Below are 20039 nucleotides of genomic sequence, written 5' to 3'. Positions count from 1 at the left end.
AATTAATATAGTGATGAATAAAATAATTCTAGAATACTGAATACAACTTTTCATTAAAACAACTTAATACTAAATAGAGCCTTAATTGATCAAACAAGCTCCTTAGGGCTCTATCGTATTTTTCTTTTGATAACGGTTAGCTAGTCATCATTAATACTTATTATTTGCATCCACTCTGGATCTTTTAGTGCTACCTGATTTGCTCTTTTCTTATCAATATTTTTAAGAATTATTTCAGGCGTCATCTCTACAACTACCATGGCATATTTGCCACTTGCCATATTTTTAGCAGCATCTGCATGGGTGTTAGACATATAGTTCTCACTTCAGTAACCAAGCTCAACTATTTTTTTGATCTGCTAATACTGCTCCACATATTTTTTAATTTTTATCCTCCTCATTATTTTACAAATCCATTTTTACCATCTATATGTTATTGACAATATCATTTTTTACAAATATAATGAATTTGTTTTCATATCATTATTATATTTTTTATATTAAATTATATACATAGCTATTCTCATCGTATGATATGTATATTTTTAACCATAAATCCAACCATTTAGCTGTGTTTTTTTACAAATAGAAGGGGGATCGTTTTTATGTTTTATAAGAAAGATAGAACTATTCAATCTACGCTCTTTTCTACTTATGCAATTATTCTATTTATAAGTTTTATAGTATTCTCTCTTTTTTTTATAAATTGGCAAGCTCATAAAATAAAGAATGAGACATTTGTTAGTGTTGAACAAATAACTCACAATCTTTCTGCTTCAGTAGACAGAGAAATTCAAATGTTAGATACAGTTTCTATGAATGTTGCTTATTCAAACTTAGTTAAAGAAAGATTTTCTACCTATGTAGACTACCACGTAAGCTCCTCAGATTTAAATTCTAAAGAAGATAGAAAATATAATTATACAAATAACATTAAAATACTTGGAGACTTACTGACTGCTATTATCGGGCCTAACAGACCTGTTGACCAAGTAAACATCTACGCTATGAATGGCAATGTATTTTCTTCTGGTCTGAATAATTCTATGCGGATAGAAAATATTACAGAAAAGACTTGGTACAGTGAAGTTATAAACGCTAAAGGAAATAAAATAATTACACAAAACACTAGTGATGAATACTTATCAAAATACTTTTCCTCTCCTGATGGAAAGGCTTTTGTTTCATTATATCGAGTTTATTTTAATACGCTAAATGTCCCACAAGGTATTATAGAAGTGAAAAAAAATTTCAAACAGGTATTTAAAGATCTTCTGCATTATCAACCTACCTTTGACGAAAACATCTTTGTCTTTAATCAAAATGGTGAGGTTGTTTTTCCCATTTTAAAACAAGATGCTTCTATAGATTATTATTTCGATATATTACATAAATCCAATTATACGAGTCCTATTTTTCAAATAGAAAATCCTTATAGCCGTAAAAATGAATTTATAAAGTTTATTAGATCTAATTATACAGGACTTACAACAGTTATTGTGATTCAAAAAAACAAGTTGTTTACATCTCTTAATGCCTTTATAACCACTATCGCTTTAGCTAGCATTTTTATTCTTATCGGTGCATCTGTGCTTGCATTCTTGGCAGCAAAATTTATAACCACACCCCTTCATAACATTTATAAGAAAATACGAAAATTTGATTTTGAAACACTTAGTGAGGATATTACAACTGATATTTCAACAAATATTATTGAATTTAAAACTCTTAATCAAGCTTTTCAAAAGATGCAGATTAAATTAAAAGCTTCTCTCGCTACACAGCTTTTAATTCAAAATCAAGAAATGCAGTCTAAAATGTTAGCACTTCAGTCTCAGATGAATCCTCATTTCCTTTACAATTCATTATCTACGATTCAGGCAATGGCTGCTGAGAATATGGATAAAGAAATCATTGTGATGTGTCAAACCATTTCTAAACTTTTAAGATACATTTCATCTGATAAAGAATCTTTGGTTTCCTTAAAGGACGAGCTTAATCATACTTTAGATTATTTAAAGTGTATGGAAATACGCTATGAAGGCGACTTATTTTATACTATTAATATCCCTGATGAGCTACTAGAAATAAAATTACCTAAATTATCTCTGCAACCTATTGTAGAAAATTCAGTTAAATTCGTTTCCAATACCAATCCACCTTGGCAAATCCATATTACAGGCTTCATAGATGGTAATGCTTGGAAAGTTTCCGTTCTTGACACTGGTCCTGGATTTTCCCAAGAAAAACTTCTTGATATAGGGCAAAAAATAGATCACGTTAATGCTACAAATCTTCTTCCGTCTCTAGAACTTAATGGCATGGGACTTATGAATATTTATATTCGATTTAAAATTCTATATCCAAATGATATTATTTTTAAACTGGATAATGTACATCCACATGGAGCTCATGTAACGTTAGGAGGCCCTCTGTAGATTTTCAGTATAACACCATGAATTTCTTGCAATAGCAGGATTCATTTGCCAAAGAACAGTTCTCTACTCTGGGAGAATATGATACTCAAAAAATAATTTAAAAAGGGTTAGCTTAGGATGAAAATATAATTTCATCCTAACTTAACCCTAAACTTCATTGTAAATATACTATATAAAATATTTTCTGATAAAATATGTTGGCGTACAGCTCCAAGCATGGCAGTAACTATTAATAATGTTTGAGCCATATGGTGACTCCTTTTTATCTTCCGGATTGTATAATTCCCAGAAACAATCTGCCCCATCTTTTATCATTTCTCCCCAGTAAGATTTCATGATTTCTAAAGCTTTTTCTTTGCGCCCATTTAGAATAAGTGCTTCTACTAAATGGTGATTCATATAAGGCGTAACCATATTGATCTTTGGATTTTTCTCAAACAGACGATCTAACAGTGCCTCATTTTCTTGCTGCTCCAGCACATCTGCAAGCACCATCCACACTTGTGTTGCCCAAGAAATCTGTCTGTCCTTACCACTTATAAAAAATCCCTGCTCCTCGTCCCAAAGTTTTTGCAGTGTTCCTTTAGAAGCCTGCTTAATATAAGTATCCAATAACTGAACTTCTTCTAAGCACCCAAGTTCTTCTGCCATCTTACTAGCTTGCTTTAAAGTATAAATAAGAACGCCTTGCACAGCCCCTTGTTTATTGAGATCCTTATGCCAGTCAATAAATGCCCAAAAACCCTCTCTATCTTTAACAACACCGGCTTCATCCAGTTCTCTTAAAGAAAGCACAGCTTGTTTATATGCTACAGGCCACAATTCTTCAAGGATTGCCCTATCTCTTGTTGCCTCATAATAATCATGGAGGCAGGAAATAAAAAATAACGAATAATCCAAAAGTGCTGTATCATCTACTAGCATGTGAGGCTCAATAAAAAGACAAGCGCCCACTCTTCCTTCATTCTGCGTAAGCCCTGCAAACAAGTATAAACAGCGTTTAACGAGATCATAGTTTTTAAACGTAAAGTAATTAGCTGATGCCTGCAGTCTTAAATCGCCAATCCATAATCGCCTGTCTCTTTTAGGTCCGTCTTCAAATACACTCTGCATGCAGTCATGTAACGTTTTAAGCGCCACTCGGTCCATCTTGATTAAATCCTCATCAACGTTAGAACTAAGTGGTGCTACATTGCTCATATCAGCTGATGAAACTGTTCTGCACCTTATCTCTTCAAAAATCAATTGATACTTAGGTGAAGTATCTAGCACCTTGATTTCCATATATCTGAAAGCATATCTTCTGGGCATATTAATAACTGCTGGCAGAACATCGATATGCATAAACTCCTCCTGAATCCAGCTGCTGCTTAACCACCCCTCGTAGTCCTTAGAGTCTTCGCCTATCTCACATAAGGTCTCGCCAAACTTAATTCTTAAATGTGCCGGCGCATCGGGCGGACTTCCTATAGGTTTAATTTTAAAAGATACATAGCCAACCTGATGATTGCCAAAATCAAAGCAGACAGCCTCGCCTTTACCTAAACTTTCTGTTTGTTTTAACTCAAAAGAGCTGTGCTTTGACAGCATCCAATTATTATCCCTGTCCTTTTCCAACTCAACTAACTGTATAGGTTCTGACTTTGTTTCAATAAACTTGGGTTCCAGTTCAACCCCTTTATCCACAAAAGATTGATTTACTTCCATTTTAAAATCCGCTATGCTGCTTATATGCTGTGCCATTTTAATCCCTCTTTCTTTTATCTACTACAAATCTTTAAGTTCACTGCTAAAAACCCTGCTTTGAGAATAACTAAAATTTAAAGATGTGAAATCTATAGTAATGAAAAAGCCAGACATAAGTCTGGCTCAATTTAGCATTGATATTGCTTAACCTTTGACAGCGCCTGCTGCTACCCCACTGACAAATTGTTTTTGCAGCAATGAAAATACAATAATGAGTGGTATCGCACACAAAATACAGGCTGCAAAAAGCACATTCCACTGTGTTGGGTTTTCTCGATCTCCTAAGAAGCTGAGCATCGCTACAGGCAAAGAGTTTTGAGAACTTCTTGAAATGAAAATCAAGGGGAAGAAATAGTCATTCCAAATCCATATACCTTGCGTAATAATAACGGATATTGTTGCCGGCTTTAAAAGCGGAAATACAATCTGAAAGAATCGTCTTGCAAGGCCTGCCCCATCCAAATAAGCTGCTTCTTCAATCTCTACTGGGATACCCTTCATAAAGCCTGTGTAAAGAAAACTTGAAAACGGTATACTGCAGGTAATAAACATAATCATCGGTGTAAATCTTGTATTTGGAATACCTAGAGTATTAAACATCTGTGCAATAGGTACAATAACCATCTGTGCTGGAATAATGAGTCCTGCTATAAAGAAGTAATATAAAAACTTAGCTGTTTTGCTTTTTATTCTCGCCAATGGATAAGCTGCCATAGCAGTAATCATCACAACTACTGCTACTGAACCAAATGTGACTAAAACACTGTTCATAAAAGCCACCGGGAAGTTCATTCTTAAAAAAGCTACCTTATAACTCTCAAGTGTAAACTCATTAAAAAGAATAAGTGGTGAGGCCATGTTAGAGGTAGAGCGTAGTGAACTTGATAATACGATGATAAGCGGCGCCAGTGTTATAATAACAATAAGCGTTAGTATAATATGTAATGCAATGGTCTGTGGCAAGCATTTAGATCGATGATTTTCCATTAAAGTTCTACCTCCTTCTTGTTCATAAAGATAAGCATTGCAACAGTGATTACAATAATGACTAAAAATGCCGCTACACTGAATGCACTTGCTTTGCCAAACTGCTGCTCAGTAAAAGCAATTTTATAAATCGTAAACATAAGCGTATTGGTAGATGTACCTGGCCCGCCATTTGTCATAATAAAAGCATAGTCAAAAGCTTTAAGTCCATTGATAACACCTAAAACCACATTGATTGTAATGGAGGCTGAAATAAGTGGTAATTTGACCAGTCTAATCAATTGCCATTCATTACATCCATCAATTTTGCCTGCTTCAAGCAAACTTTCATCTACCATTTGAAGTCCTGCTAAATAAATAATCATTGTTGAACCAACATTCTTCCAAATATCTACAACACTAATGCCGTATAGTGCTGTCTTAAAATTCCCTAAGATATTAAGCTTTGATCCATCTAGCCCGATTACATGCATCATAGAACTAATCATCCCTTTGTCCGGCATATACACATAGGACCAAATAAATCCTACAACAATGGCACTGAAAAGTGTAGGAATATAGATTGCAGAACGGTAAAAACTTTTTCCTTTAAGCTTTACATTCAGTGCCATTGCTAGTGTCAATGCAGTGACATTGCCAAATACAACTAATATGGCTGCATAAATCAATGTATTTTTTATTGAATTAAATAAAATGCCCTGTTTATAAAGGGTTTCAAAATTCTTTAAACCTACAATGTCATAGTTTGGATTAATCCCATTAAAATTTGTTATGCTGTAGCGAAACAAACTAAAAATAGGGATTATCCAAAAAGTTAGGAATAAAATTAATGCTGGAACAACAAACCAATACATTTTTTTAGGCATAATAAGTGATTTATATTTCATGATTTGTTCCTCCCATTTCAAGTCTCATTGATTTTTATTTCGTATAAAGTTCTTCAAATTTTATCTGCATAGCCGCCGCGATATCTGCTGGCGTCGTATTAAGGCCTGCTATAAGCTCGCTAAGTTTAACCTGCATCTCAGTTTCAACACCTGCTGGCCATCCTTGATTGCACCAGTAGAATGCTCTTCCAGTCTCATAAACTGCCATCATATCTGCAAATAACGGATTATTAAGCGAAGCCCCTTCATAGTTAGAAATAAATCGGCCTGTTGCTTCCCAGGCTTTATAAAGATCTGACTGTCCGTCATACCAATATTCTAAAATAGCTTTACATTCTTCTGGGTACTTTGTATTCGCATAGATCCCAAAACCTGCCCCGGATGCTCCTGCTACGTAAACCTCTTCTCCAGCTTTATTGCCTGGAAGCGGGAATAATCCTCTTTCAAAATCTGCAGCACCTTTTGCTGTAAGTGCAGTTGCATTAAATGTGCCATCAAAGGTCATAGCAGCTTCTCCATCAATAAACTTCTGAATACCTTGGGCTGCTCCTACACCTAGCGAATTTTCTCCAATATAACCTTTTTGGTAGAGTTTTGCATACATTTCAAGTACTTCTTCCCACTCACCATTTGTGAATTTTGTCGTACCATCTCCGAGCTGATTATCAAACTCTGGATTTTTGGGATAGATTCTGCTTGCTGCCAACTGATAAAGTCCAAACTGCATCACATAGGAATCTTTATCTCCCATAACAATTGGAGTAATACCTGCTTGTTTAAGCGTTTCACATACCTTTAAAAACTCATCCCAGTTGGTTGGAACTTCTAATCCGTGCTCTTCAAAAACATCTTTATTATAGTAAGTTCCGAGGAAAGTTACCCCTTGTGGTACAGCGTAGGTTTTACCCTCATAGGTCATATCTGCCACGCCACCCAGTTTAGAAAGCATGTTTAGCTCGGATATATCTAGTAAATATCCTGATTCTGCCAGCGTATAAACTGCGTTAGCACCTGCCATTCTAGGCTGTGCAAGCATTAAATCCGGTGCTTCTCCTGTTGCTAGCTTTGTCTTGAGCGTTGTATAGTATTGATCATCTGGTAGTTTTACAACTTCTAAAGTAATATTTGGGAATTTCTCTTTAATAAGCCTTGGCAACGTGTCGATTTCAAAATCTTCACCTTCTGTTGACTTCGTACCTGACATCATCATTGTAATCGTAATGTCTTTATCTGTTTGTTCACTACCTTGTTTGCTATCTGTTGTACTGCTTGGTGTATTTCCCTCTACACTTTTATTAGTGTTGCTGCCACATCCTGCCATCACAGATGTCACCATAAGTCCTGCAAGTGTCAAAGCTGCTGCTTTTTTTAATTTCATAATAGCCCCTCCATTTTTATAATTTTGTGCGCATTACCTAATATTTTTATGTCTTATTAGTGCAAGTTCCTTGATAATTCATATTTTAGCATAGCTATAGTATACTTTTGTTAGGAGTTATGGTATATTATTTTTAGTTTTTTAGCCAAGGGGGGATACTTTTTGAACCTTAACAAGAAATTTTTACTAATCTTTTTATTACTCTCTATTATTCCTATTATTATTATTACTACATTTACCTACGATAGATATACCAACCTTGTTAACAAACAAATGAATGAAGTCGCCAGTAATATATTTGAAAGCGCCCTTCGAGAATCTGTTGATACCATTAATGAAATCAACCGCATCTCTGAGATCTTTCAATTTTACTCTGAAACAACTTACTCCATTGTCGATGATCTTAAAAAATATAAAGTGAACGATGGCAGCTATACCACTTATGACCTTTATAAAAGCCGTAATAATATGATGTTTGTTGCCAAAAACCTCATTTACTCCAATGATTATATTAACGGTCTTTTTATCTTTACCCCCAGTGGTGAAAATATCGGTTATGGTTATGGCAACGGCATTGATATCAAGTTAGGTTATAAACCTTTTGAAGATGACTGGTATCAGTCTACCCTATCCCTAGAAGGCAAAATTCATATAAGCGATATTACAAAAAAAGACTTTATTATTAATTCTAAACCCTCAATCTCCTTTTCAAGAGCTATTTATGATGTCTATTCTAAAGAATTTTTAGGGGTTCTACTCATTGACTGTTCGCCTAATGTCTTTAACTTGAGCAGTATCAACACACTGCCTGACAGTGCATTGTTATCTATACAAAAAAATAGCGGGTCTGTTTTGTATTCTAATATCAATGATATTAAAGCGCCTTTTACCCAAAAAAACACACAAATCCTCAAGCATCCTCTTGGTATTGGTGAATTAGTACTGGTAGCAGCTATTAATCACGAAAAGCTGTATCATGAATTTGATATTACAAAAATCTTGATTATTGTTATCGCCGCGCTGTGCTGTCTTTTATTTATTGTTATTTCTATTATATTGTCTCATTATTTAATAAAACCAATCACAAAACTTAGTAAAACCATGGCTGGACACCATGAATATCGTCTGATTTGTGACCCTAAGTATCTCTCACGTAATGACGAGATTGGTATTTTATATAATGAATATAACAACATGCTCGAAGAGATTAACCGTCATGTCAAAGAGCAGTATCAAAATAAACTTATTACACTGGATTCTCAGATGAAATCTTTAGAAGCTCAGATTAATTCACATTTTCTATATAATACACTGGAATCTATCAACAGTATTGCTGAGATTGAAGAAGTCGAAAGTATTTCTATCATGTCTTTAGCTCTTGGCAATATGTTTCGTTATAGTATTAAAACACAGAGCGAACTCGTGACCATCCGTGATGAAATAAGCCATGTTAATGATTATATGTCTATTCAGAAAATACGCTTTGAAGATCGATTCAATGTGATCTTTGATACCCCAGAACATATCGGCAGTCTGCAGGTACTTAAACTCATTTTGCAGCCTATTGTTGAAAATGCTTTATATCATGGACTTGAACGCTGCCAAACCAGCGGAACTATTGTAGTACGAGCTTATACTTTGGATGAGCATATTTATTTTGAAGTAGCTGATGACGGGGTAGGCATGGACGAGGCTCAGCTTAAAGCCATACGAGCTAAACTTGCTGAACCTGCCCACTTTACAGAACTTGGACATCGCAACAAGCAAAGTATCGGTTTAAAAAATATTCATTCTCGTATCGCGCTCTATTATGGCAAAGGCTATGGCTTATCTGTGCATAGTGAAGAAAATAAAGGTGCAAAAATCAGCATTAAACTGCCAATTTTAAAAAGGGAGGGATAGTAGATGTATACTTATATTGTAGTAGATGATGAGCCGCTGACAAGAAGGGGTACTATCAAAAAAATTGGAAGCTTAAATGATACAGTTAAATGCATCGGGGAGGCGTCTAATGGTCAAGAGGCCCTCTCACTTATCGAGACATTAAACCCTAATATTATTATTACCGATATGAATATGCCTATTTTAGATGGCATCGGCCTACTTCAGCAACTAAATGAAAAATATACTGATAAACAGATTATTGTCATAAGTGGCTATAAGGATTTTGAATATGCCAAACAAGCCATTGCAGCAAAGGCAATCAGTTATATTTTAAAACCTTTTAACCGTAATGCGATTCAAGATGCCATCAAGCATGCGATTAATCTCATAGAAAATAAAACAGAACTTGAAAATAAAATTGTTTCGATCGAAGCCGAAAAAGAATTTGCCAAATATGATTATGACCTCCATATTTTAAAAAACTTGATTTTGGGTTATCATACAACATCTCCCGAACTGGTCTCCGATAAGCTTAAACTACTTGACCAAAATCACCATTTCATATTGCTTACATTGCATGCCGTCAAAAAGTTTGATGAAACGCTTCTGACAGATTTAATACAATCTCAAGGCTTTGGGGATCTAAGTCTTTATCTATCCCATCTGCATAATGATAAAATAGGCTTTTTTGTGCTCTTTTTCCCAGAAAATACACCACTCAATCTCAATACACTGTATCAGCAAATAGCCAGCGATTTTATTAATTTGCTAAAACATGATGATCAAAACATTTCTATTGGAATAAGCACTGCAAAATCTGAGCTTATTCAGTTAAACAGTGCGTTCAAGGAAACAGTTGCAGCGCTTAACTCTAAAAAACTCATTCAAGAGAACACATACTATCTTTTTACAGTAGAGAATATGCCTGTTACGCCTCTTCATTGGAAAAATCTCCAGGAATTTTTGTTCCGTATTGAAACAGGCGAGACAGAACGTGTTATTGCACTCGTCGAGGATTTATTTAATTATTTTATGATGCAGCCACAATGTACGTTATATGACCTGAAATATTACTGCATCGAAATAACGCAAAAAATCCGTGAGCTTTTAAACCTTTATTTTGATAATGTTGCTCAGGGTAATACTTCTTCAAGTGTGCAAAGCATCTTTAACGGCATGTTTACCTTTGAAGAAATTAAAGCTTATTTTCTTCAGTTCTTTACGAATATTTCCTTGAGCATGCAGTCAAAAAGTATCTATGCTTGCCAAGATACGATAGAAAATGTTAAGACCTACGTGAAGCGAAACTATTTTAATGATTTAACCTCTGATTTTATATCTTCGCTTTTTTATATGAATCGTAGTTATTTCAGTCATTTATTTAAGAAAAAATCAGGCCAGAACTTTGTAGACTATATCAACACTGTCCGTACCGAGGAAGCTAAACGCCTGCTTAGAGACTCGGACAAAAAAATGTATCAGGTTGCTAAAGCAGTCGGCTATGATAATGTCAAATACTTCTTTAGGATTTTCAAGAAAGTAACAGGTATAACCCCTGAACAATATCGTAAAACTTAAAATCATTAATTTACAGATTAGGGAATACCAACAGGGGCTATCAATCACTAAATAAGTCTTACTTTTGTGATAATATACTCCCGTTAGTCAGCGAGTCATATTTAGATAGGCAGTAATAAAGAACTGCTTAGCCTCCCTATGATCATCTAAACCAAACGTATATATTCTATAGATAATGAACAAATTAATGATTAAAGGTCACAGAATTAACGTCATTGTTACATCACATATAATATTGTTAATTTTTTAAAAAATCGCTATACTATATATAAGTCTATAAGGTTATATTTATATTCTATAAAAACAAGGAGGTTGCTAACTATGTCAAAAGATTTTTATACAGCAGTAGAAAAAAGACGTTCTATTTATAGTATCTCAAAAGAGTCTACTATTTCAGATGAACGTATTTCAGAAATCATTGGTCATGCCATAAAACATACACCTTCTGCTTTTAACTCTCAAAGTTCACGCGTTATTGTTTTACTTAGTAAAAATCATGATAAATTATGGGATCTAACTAAAGAGGCTCTTAAAAAAGTGGTTCCTTTAGATCAATTTGCAGCTACTGAAGAAAAGATAAATTCTTTCCAGAACGGATATGGTACAGTTTTATTTTTTGAAGATCAGGCTGTTATTCACTCTCTTCAGCAGCAATTTGCGCTTTATAAGGATAACTTCCCTATTTGGTCACAACAATCAAGTGGTATGTTACAATATGTGGTATGGAATGCTTTAGAAATTGAAGGATTAGGCGCATCTTTGCAACACTATAGTCCTCTTATTGATGATGATGTAAAAAAAGAGTGGCGTATTCCCGACAATTGGAAGCTTATTGCCCAGATGCCGTTTGGCAAGCCTACGGCTGCACCTAGTGAGAAATCATTTCAGCCTGTTGAATCTAGATTAAAAGTTTTTAAATAATACACGCTAAGTCCTCCAGTGACTGTTTGATAAACAGTCACTGGAGGACTTTTTCTTTGTATGCTATAACCCCTGCTTTAGATATAATATCCATTCTTAATAGCGGCTCTCCCCCAGCCAGTAATATCAACCCAATACCTAACGCTTTAGCAGTGAGCTGATCTTTAGCCTCTTGATCTATCTATACCTTATTAGCCCTTGCATAGCATCCTGTACAATGTAGGTGACATTGACTGGTTAAGGCATACTCTAAATACTCATTACTATTTATATGAGAACTTTCTACTGCTTACTTATTATTCAAATGGGTCCTAGAAAAAGCATTGCGGTACTGAGTAGGCGTTACATCTTCCAGTTGCTTAAAGAGCTTCATAAAATACTTTTCATCATCAAAACCCGCTTTATAAGCTATCTCTCTTATAGATAAGCTTGAGTTAAACAAAAGTTTTTTAGCAATAGAAATTTTCATTTTATTAATATACTTGGATAAAGATACGCCTGTAACCTTCTTGAATGTGGTAGATAGATAGTCCGGATTATAATTAAACGTTTGAGCTACTTGATTCACGGTAAGCCTTTTGTCATAGTTAATTCTAATCCATTCCATGATTTCTGGTATGGTACAGTGTGTTTTTGTAAGTTCTTTATTTCTTGCTTTATTATCGCTTAGAAAAGCTTCGGTAATTTCCATAGCTAAAAGACTTAGTACATAATCACACATATACGCTGAATAACAGTTCCTATTCGATAAATCTAAAAGCTGCCGAAAAAATACCCTGGCTCTATCAGAAGATAAAATACTTCCACATTCTGGTAATATGTATGTATTTAGGGCATCATCTTTAATCAGTTCATTATCCATGATATAGGTATATTGATTCATTTCATGATACGAAAGCAACTTATAAACCTGTTCGTCCAGTGTAAAATGACACCAATAGTAAGAAAGTGCCGGATCTGAAGGCTGATATCCAAAATGTTCATAACCTGGTAATAAAAGTATAAAGGTGTCAGGCTTAAGTTCATAATTCACATTGTTTTGAGATATGTACAATGTGCCTTTGCAGCCAATTAGCAAGACAAATGTATTGAGTTTTCTTCTTGAGTGAATAAATGGTTTATCAGAAACAAATTTACCGCTCGAAATATACTTTAAAGACGCCTTGCTTTGATATAATAAATATAACATCTAGGATTTCACCACCTATTCTGTATTAATACGAGTTGTTTGTAACTTTTAACTACAATATACTTAATGCAAGAGAATAAATTGTGATATTTTTTAAATTACGACTCCGGATAAGTATTTAAATTATATCATGTTTTTCCTTTGTCAGAAATAAGTTTTAACTACTTACATGGACGTGATGTTTACCTAGCTCTAATTATATACTTTATTTTAAAATATAGGGAGGATTTACCATGAAATTCTATAAAATAATTGCACCTATTTTATCTTTAACTTTGCTGATGGCAACAGCCTGCTCAAATAATACAGCATCAACCAGCTCAGATAATTCATCCTCTAACGCTTCTTCCGGCAGCGGTAAAGTAAAACTCACTTTTATGGGCTGGGAAGCAAGCCCATTAGAAACTGAAGCTGTTAAAGAGGGGATTGCTAAATTTGAAGCTCAAAATCCTAACATCACTATAGATTATACCCCTGGACTCTCTGGTACTGAATATACCGCTAAACTCATGACTATGGTTGCCGGCAACTCTGCACCTGATGTATTTTTTATCGGTTCAGCAGATTATCGGACATTTGTAGATAAAGATGCTCTGATGAATATTACAGACCGGTTTGACAGCAACTTCCCTGTCGATGATATTATCGATTCGTCCAAAGAAATTATGACTGTAAACAATAATATATATGGTATCTCTGCATGTACAGTATCTCCAATCATCTATTATAACAAAGACATTTTTGATAAAGCAGGTCTTCCTTATCCCGATGCAGATCCCACAAAAGCTATGACTTGGGAAGAATTTAGAACTTTGGCTCAAAAGCTTACTATTAAAAACGGGGACAGTACTGAGGTTTATGGCGCCTATGGCTTAGAAACCTGGCTTGGAAGAACTTTGTTCTATTCAAACGGCGGGGCTGTATTTAATGCCGATTACTCAAAAGCTACAATGAACGATCCTAAAGTCGCAGAAGTTATGACGGCTATTCGTGACTTACGTGTAGTAGACGGCGCAGCGCCTGATGCTACGACTTTAGAAAATGTAGGAATGAGTGCAGCACAGATGCTTCAGACCGGAAAAGTTGCCATGCTTATCGATGGCTCTTGGGCACTCCAGCAGCTTGCAAGTATGAACTTTAATGTAGGAATGGCGCCACTTCCTAAGTTTGATAAGGCGCTGACAACCGGTCAAGCACATCTTCATGCTATCTCAGCAACTACAAAATATCCTGAGGAAGCTTGGAAATTTCTAACATTCCTTTCGGGTTATGATTATCAAGGTGCTCTAGTTTCCAGCGGACTTTGGATGCCAAACCGCAAATCTATGTATGAATCTGATGGCGTAGCTAAGTGGTATAAAGAAGATGTTCACGGCGATAGTTATAAACACATGCTCTCATACTTTAAAGATGCTATTGTTGAGCCAACAGCCCTTCAAAAATCTACTAAATGCGGTGATATCATGACTGAAGAAAGTGATAAGTTTTTTAAAGACGGTCAAGATATAAACGTAACACTTGAGAATATTGATAAGCGCTGTAATGAAGAATTAGAAAGGGTTTTGGGCACTAAATAAAATTTAAAATGTGAAATGTATATGTATTGAAAATAGTAGGTATAAAGATCACTTTGTGCCTGCTATTTTATTAAACACGCGACATAACTTTGGTTAAAATGATTTACTTAAGAGAGGAGTGCATTAATGATAAACACACACACATCCAACGTTTCACCTGAAAAACCTATTCAAACACGTCCATCTCATAAATTCAATAAGCTGCTTTATAAAGATGGAACTTGGGCCTTCATTATGTTATTACCTAATTTAATAGGCTTTTTGATGTTTATTTTAATTCCTGTTATCGCCACTTTTGTGATTAGCTTCATGGACTATGATATTGTCTCGCCTATGAAGTTTGTCGGCTTACAAAACTATATAGAAATGTTTAAGGACCCTATCGTTCATCAGACACTGCGCAATACCTTAGTCTATACAGTCACTACCGTGCCAGTAGGTATGGTCTTCTCATTAATTCTTGCGGTTGTTTTAGATCAAAAAGTATTTGGAAGACGTTTTTATAGAGCGGTATACTTCTTGCCCTCTATTACCTCTATGGTTGCTATTGCCGTAGTCTGGCAGTGGATTTATAATCCTGAATTTGGACTATTAAATTACATACTCTCTTTATTTGGCTTAAAAGGTCCCTCCTGGCTTTCAAGTTCTGCTACGTCGCTCCTAGCAATAGCCATCGTGGGTATCTGGAAAAGCATTGGCTATAACATGCTGCTCTTTTTAGCAGGTTTGCAGGGCATATCAGAAACGTATTATGAGGCAGCCAAACTTGATGGTGCAAATCCTATGCAAGAGTTTTTTTATATCACTATACCACTGTTGTCTCCTACCACGTTCTTCATTTTTATTATGTCCATAATAGGTTCATTCCAAGTTTTTGATTCTGTTATTTTGATGACAAATGGCGGACCCGGCCGTTCATCATCGGTTCTTGTTCAATATTTATACGAAAATGCTTTTAAATACTTTAGAATGGGATACGCTTGTTCAATTGCTTATCTTTTATTCTTCGTAGTATTAATTGTTACAGCGATTAATCTTCGGGTTGAAAAAAATATACGGAATATTTATTAAAGGAGGCAGAAATTATGAGATTAAGCGTGTATAAAAAAGAGCTCCTTGCTAAGTTTATTTGTCATATCATATTGATTGCTGGCTCAGCTGTCATGTTACTACCGTTTTTATGGATGATTTCAACTTCTTTAAAACAACTTGGTGAGGTTTTTGTATTCCCTCCCACCTTTTTTGGAGAAAAACTTATTTGGGAAAACTATTTAAAAATAGCTTCTCGGTTTAACTATTTTAGATATTTCTTCAATAGTTTAAAAATATCCGCATGGGTAGTATTTTTTCAGCTTTTCACAAGTGCCATGGCAGGATTTTGTTTTGCAAGGCTTCAGTTTAAGGTAAGAGATAAACTATTTATCCTTTACCTCGCAACTATGATGATTCCTTTTCAGGTTACAATCATCCCTAACTTTTTGCAGATGAAACTTTACAATTTGCTTAATACCCATTGGTCACTTATGATTCCTCCAATGGTGTCGGCATTTGGTACTTTTTTAATGCGTCAATTTTTCATCACCGTCCCTACGGAGCTTGATGAAGCAGCAAAAATAGATGGCTGCACACCATTTGGAGTTTTTATAAGGATTTTATTACCTATGGCACAGCCAGTTATTGCTACCTTAGCAATATTCTGTTTTATGGGGATATGGAATGATTATTTTACGCCCCTTATCTACTTAAACAATGAAACCTTATATACTTTGCCCCTTGGTCTTGCAAAGATGAAGGGGATGTATTCCACAGACTGGCCTGTACTTATGGCTTCTACTTTTATATCAATTCTACCTGTTCTAGTAGCCTTTTTATGTGCCCAGGATGCCTTTGTAAAAGGGATTATGTTATCTGGCCTAAAAGATTAAATACCAAATTTATATACTTAAAGGAGCGTTAATCATGTATACTAAAAATTTCAGTAAACCCTTAGACTTAAGAGCAATTAATATAAACGATAGTTTTTGGAAAAAGTTCCTTCTGATAGCAAGAGAACATGTCATCCCTTATCAGTGGGAAGCCCTAAATGACCGTATCGAAGGCGCAGAACCCAGTTATTGTATGAGAAACTTTAAAATAGCTGCTGGTATGATGGAGGGTGAATTTGGCGGCTGTGTTTTTCAAGATAGTGACTTTGGCAAGTGGATTGAAGCAGTCGGTTATGCGCTGATGTGGCATCCCGATGTAGCGCTCCAAAAGATTGCTGATGAGGCCATAGACATTGTATGTGCTGCTCAGCAGCCTGATGGTTACTTAAACACTTACTATATTATAAACGGACTCGAAAAGAGATGGACCAATCTTAGAGATAATCATGAGCTTTACTGTGCAGGCCATCTGCTAGAAGGTGCCATTGCTTATTACATAGCAACTGGCAAAGATAAGCTCTTAAATACTATCAAAAAATATATTGACTATATTGCTGAGGTCTTTGGCACTGATACCAATCTACTCCCAGGTTATCCTGGTCATGAAATTATCGAAATGGCCCTTGTAAAACTTTATAATCTGACTGATGATATCAAGTACTTAAACCTTGCAAAATATTTTATTGATCAAAGAGGTCAATCCCCTTTGTACTTTGAAGCGGAAGGTGAATTATATAACAATAATTTTCATTGGAAGGACAGTTACTTTAAATATCAATACTATCAAGCAGGCCTTCCTGTAAGGGAGCAGACATCCGCCGAAGGCCATGCCGTAAGAGCTGCCTACCTTTACTCCGGTATGGCTGATGTCGCTCGGGAAACAAATGATCAGTCTCTGCTGCAAGCTTGTGAAACACTATGGCTCAGCATTGTTAATAAGCAGATGTATATAACGGGTGCTATAGGTTCTTCTGCTTATGGTGAGGCTTTCACTTATGATTATGACCTGCCTAATGATACCATTTATGCAGAAACTTGTGCAGCTATAGGACTGGTTTTCTTTGCAAAAAGAATGCTTGAGATCTCTCCCATAAGTCAATATGCTGACGTGATGGAAAAAGCTTTATACAACGGTATTATAAGTGGTATGTCCCTAGATGGGGAAAAGTTCTTCTATGTGAATCCTTTAGAAGTAGTTCCTGAAGCCTCTGAAAAGGATCATCTTCGAAGACATGTTAAAGTAGAACGTCAAAAATGGTTTGGCTGTGCCTGCTGCCCCCCCAATGTTGCAAGGCTGCTCACGTCTCTCGCCAGCTATTGTTATACACAAAAAGAAGATACACTCTTTATGCATCTTTATGTAGGTGGTAATATTCAACTGAATCTTGGAGATCAAGATGTCTGCTTGGGTGTACGTACTCATTATCCTTGGGATGAAGAGGTATCTATAGGCCTAACTCTTAAAGAAGAAACAAATTTTACTATTGCCATTAGGATCCCTGCTTGGTGTAATCAATATATGATCAGCGTCAATGGCTGTCCTGCTGCTTATACCCTTACTAACGGTTATGCTTATCTTGAGAGAAAATGGCATGATAAGGATGAAATTACAATTGTTTTTGAGATGCCTGTTAGAATCAACTCTGCCCATCCAAATGTTAGAGAAAATATAGGTAAAGTAGCGATTACAAGGGGACCTATTGTTTATTGTCTTGAAGAAGCCGATAACGGCAAAGGGCTTCACAGAGTCTGCTTAGGTAGTGCACCAGACTTTACGTGTCAATTTGAAGAGGATTTGCTTGGCGGCGTCGTAACTATTACCTCGAGCGGCCAATACCTTTCAGATGAAAACTGGGATGCGTCATCCTTGTATCACGCTGACATCACCCCTATTATGCAAAATAAAAAACTTAAATGGATTCCTTATTATACTTGGGCTAACAGAACCCCCGGCGAAATGTTGGTATGGGTTCGCAGATAATCCCTCACTTATCTTAAAACAGGTACTACACAATGTGCAGTACCTGCTTTTCTCTTATAAAAATCAGGTCTAAAATACACTCCTGTTAATAGATCTACCACGGCGTCCGCATGTATCTCGGTCTCTTATTCCAACGCGAATGAAGCCAAGCTAGCTCTTCCCGTCCCTGTATAAGTAAAATACAACGCTTGTATGCCATTTGGAATTTCTATATCTGCAGCATATTCAGTCCATATATTTGTAAAATCAACAGGTATTTTGCCCAAGGCTTCACCATTCCATGAGGTTTTCACTTCAAAAGCCCCTCTGCAATATCCCCGTACCTTAATTTTAACTTTCTTTATTGCATGACAGTCGAAATATTTAAATCCAGCCGTAGCAGAATCCTTCATATTGGCTATATATCCTACTTCTTCATCTCCATCTTTTCCATCCTGTGTTATTTTTGGAAACTGACTATCCATCCATAGATCACCCGTATACTTTTCCTCATCTTGGCAAAACAGATTACATGCCAGATACGCTGGATACTCTCCGTGTCCTATTAATGCTTCTCCATTCGGACCACAGGATGTCATTTCTACTTGTGGAATTGTATCATTATCAAAAATTTCTATTTGCTCCATACATCCCTGCCTGCTGAAATTTGATCCATTAGTATGTCTATGATAAAAAATATACCAATTTTCATTTATTTCAACTATACTGCCATGATTATTGCCACCATAAAACATAGGTTTATTCTCTGGCTTATAAGAATCAATATGCAGGTCATTATTACTCACAATGACACCTCTATATGTAAAGCTTTTTGTAGGATATTTACTAGTAGCATAACACAGTTCATGCATAGCAATAGAAGAGTAGATAAAATAATACGTATCTCCCTTCTTTCTTATGGAAGGCGCCTCAAAAAATTCATGACCTTCAAAACTACTTCCCACGCTATAGGGTTCACTCGGTGCTATAAATACAGGTTCTTCTAAAATGGTGAGCATATCTGCTCCAAGTACCGTTGCCATAGCCCCTTTTCTTGATTTATCACCGATAGCACAGAACCCCGTATATAAATAAGTTCTATCTCCTTCAGTTAGTACGCCAGGATCAAACTGAGGCTCATCTCCCTCTCTTTCTCCTAGCCGCACCCCATCTGAATAGTGAACATATCCATAAAATTTATACTTTCCTGCCGGTGCATCACAAACAGCTACAGATACTATTGGCATTTTATCAAGAACATAATATAAATAATACCGTCCATCTGGTCCAACCGTGACGTCAGGTGCATAAAGACACATATTTCCCTCATGATTAAGTTGATCGTCAGTTTTTTTATAAATGACCCCTTCGCACCGCCAATTACCCAAATCATTTACAGGCGCAGACCAACATACATAATCATTTAAGCAGTATACATGGCCGTTAAAACGGTCATGTGAGCCATATACATAGACTCTATCATTAAATACATACGGTTCTCCATCTGGAATGTATTCCCATGACGGAAGATAAGGATTCATTCCTTGTTTTTTCATCATACACTTCTCC

The 20039-nt window shown here is 35.7% G+C and carries 15 protein-coding genes; 8 read left to right on the top strand and 7 right to left on the bottom strand.

From position 1 onward, the window contains the following. Positions 1 to 140 precede the first annotated feature (140 nt). Positions 141 to 314 carry a hypothetical protein gene (locus BN3326_RS22070; RefSeq protein WP_171903854.1) on the bottom strand — a complete coding sequence of 58 codons (174 nt, stop codon included), beginning with the start codon at positions 312 to 314 and terminating at the stop codon, positions 141 to 143. 291 nt (positions 315 to 605) lie between these two features. Between BN3326_RS22070 and BN3326_RS16760 the strand changes: the two genes are divergently transcribed. Further along, a complete protein-coding gene (locus tag BN3326_RS16760) occupies positions 606 to 2438 on the top strand; it encodes a sensor histidine kinase (protein WP_070000410.1) in 1833 nt (610 codons plus the stop codon). Positions 2439 to 2606: 168 nt separating this feature from the next. Here BN3326_RS16760 and BN3326_RS16755 read toward each other — a convergent pair whose 3' ends face one another. The 4 genes from BN3326_RS16755 to BN3326_RS16740 form a co-directional block, all read right to left on the bottom strand. Next, positions 2607 to 4181 carry an alpha-L-rhamnosidase-related protein gene (locus BN3326_RS16755; protein ID WP_070000409.1) on the bottom strand — a complete coding sequence of 525 codons (1575 nt, stop codon included), beginning with the start codon at positions 4179 to 4181 and terminating at the stop codon, positions 2607 to 2609. A 147-nt stretch (positions 4182 to 4328) separates the two neighbouring features. Next, complete coding sequence (locus tag BN3326_RS16750) at positions 4329 to 5171, bottom strand: carbohydrate ABC transporter permease (protein ID WP_070000408.1); 843 nt, start codon at positions 5169 to 5171, stop codon at positions 4329 to 4331. Further along, entirely contained in the window at positions 5171 to 6058 is an 888-nt protein-coding gene (locus tag BN3326_RS16745; protein ID WP_070000407.1) for a carbohydrate ABC transporter permease, read from the bottom strand. Before BN3326_RS16745 ends, BN3326_RS16750 begins: the two co-directional genes overlap by 1 nt. Before the next feature lie 34 nt (positions 6059 to 6092). Next, positions 6093 to 7436, bottom strand: a complete 1344-nt coding sequence (locus tag BN3326_RS16740; RefSeq protein ID WP_070000406.1) for an ABC transporter substrate-binding protein — start codon at positions 7434 to 7436, stop codon at positions 6093 to 6095. A 162-nt stretch (positions 7437 to 7598) separates the two neighbouring features. On the opposite strand from BN3326_RS16740, the gene BN3326_RS16735 reads away from it, so the two are divergent. From BN3326_RS16735 to BN3326_RS16725, 3 genes are all read left to right on the top strand, one after another. Beyond that, positions 7599 to 9338 carry a sensor histidine kinase gene (locus BN3326_RS16735; protein WP_083258849.1) on the top strand — a complete coding sequence of 580 codons (1740 nt, stop codon included), beginning with the start codon at positions 7599 to 7601 and terminating at the stop codon, positions 9336 to 9338. Between the two features lie 3 nt (positions 9339 to 9341). Then, the gene (locus BN3326_RS16730; protein ID WP_070000404.1) at positions 9342 to 10898 is read left to right on the top strand and encodes a response regulator transcription factor; all 1557 of its coding nucleotides are present in this window, start codon (positions 9342 to 9344) and stop codon (positions 10896 to 10898) included. A 321-nt stretch (positions 10899 to 11219) separates the two neighbouring features. Beyond that, positions 11220 to 11819, top strand: coding sequence for a nitroreductase family protein (locus tag BN3326_RS16725; RefSeq protein ID WP_070000403.1), 600 nt, complete (start codon positions 11220 to 11222; stop codon positions 11817 to 11819). A gap of 289 nt (positions 11820 to 12108) precedes the next feature. On the opposite strand, the gene BN3326_RS16720 is transcribed toward BN3326_RS16725, so the two are convergent. Next, positions 12109 to 13008, bottom strand: coding sequence for an AraC family transcriptional regulator (locus BN3326_RS16720; RefSeq protein ID WP_070000402.1), 900 nt, complete (start codon positions 13006 to 13008; stop codon positions 12109 to 12111). A 233-nt stretch (positions 13009 to 13241) separates the two neighbouring features. Between BN3326_RS16720 and BN3326_RS16715 the strand changes: the two genes are divergently transcribed. From BN3326_RS16715 to BN3326_RS16700, 4 genes are all read left to right on the top strand, one after another. Beyond that, a complete protein-coding gene (locus BN3326_RS16715; protein WP_070000401.1) occupies positions 13242 to 14585 on the top strand; it encodes an ABC transporter substrate-binding protein in 1344 nt (447 codons plus the stop codon). A 126-nt stretch (positions 14586 to 14711) separates the two neighbouring features. Continuing rightward, on the top strand, positions 14712 to 15656 hold the full coding sequence (locus BN3326_RS16710; protein WP_083258847.1) for a carbohydrate ABC transporter permease: 945 nt from the start codon (positions 14712 to 14714) through the stop codon (positions 15654 to 15656). 14 nt (positions 15657 to 15670) lie between these two features. Further along, positions 15671 to 16510: a carbohydrate ABC transporter permease gene (locus tag BN3326_RS16705; protein WP_070000400.1), complete on the top strand. Its 840-nt coding sequence runs from the start codon at positions 15671 to 15673 to the stop codon at positions 16508 to 16510. A 34-nt stretch (positions 16511 to 16544) separates the two neighbouring features. Further along, positions 16545 to 18491, top strand: a complete 1947-nt coding sequence (locus BN3326_RS16700; RefSeq protein ID WP_070000399.1) for a glycoside hydrolase family 127 protein — start codon at positions 16545 to 16547, stop codon at positions 18489 to 18491. A 125-nt stretch (positions 18492 to 18616) separates the two neighbouring features. On the opposite strand, the gene BN3326_RS16695 is transcribed toward BN3326_RS16700, so the two are convergent. Then, a complete protein-coding gene (locus BN3326_RS16695) occupies positions 18617 to 20026 on the bottom strand; it encodes a family 43 glycosylhydrolase (RefSeq protein WP_070000398.1) in 1410 nt (469 codons plus the stop codon). Positions 20027 to 20039: the final 13 nt, after the last annotated feature.

Origin of the sequence: Cellulosilyticum sp. I15G10I2 (assembly GCF_900095725.1) — a bacterium.
In the GTDB taxonomy this organism is placed as follows: Bacteria; Bacillota; Clostridia; order Lachnospirales; family Cellulosilyticaceae; genus FMMP01.
Note: the sequence above shows the minus strand (reverse complement) of the source record. Positions and strands in the feature narration are given on the sequence as shown.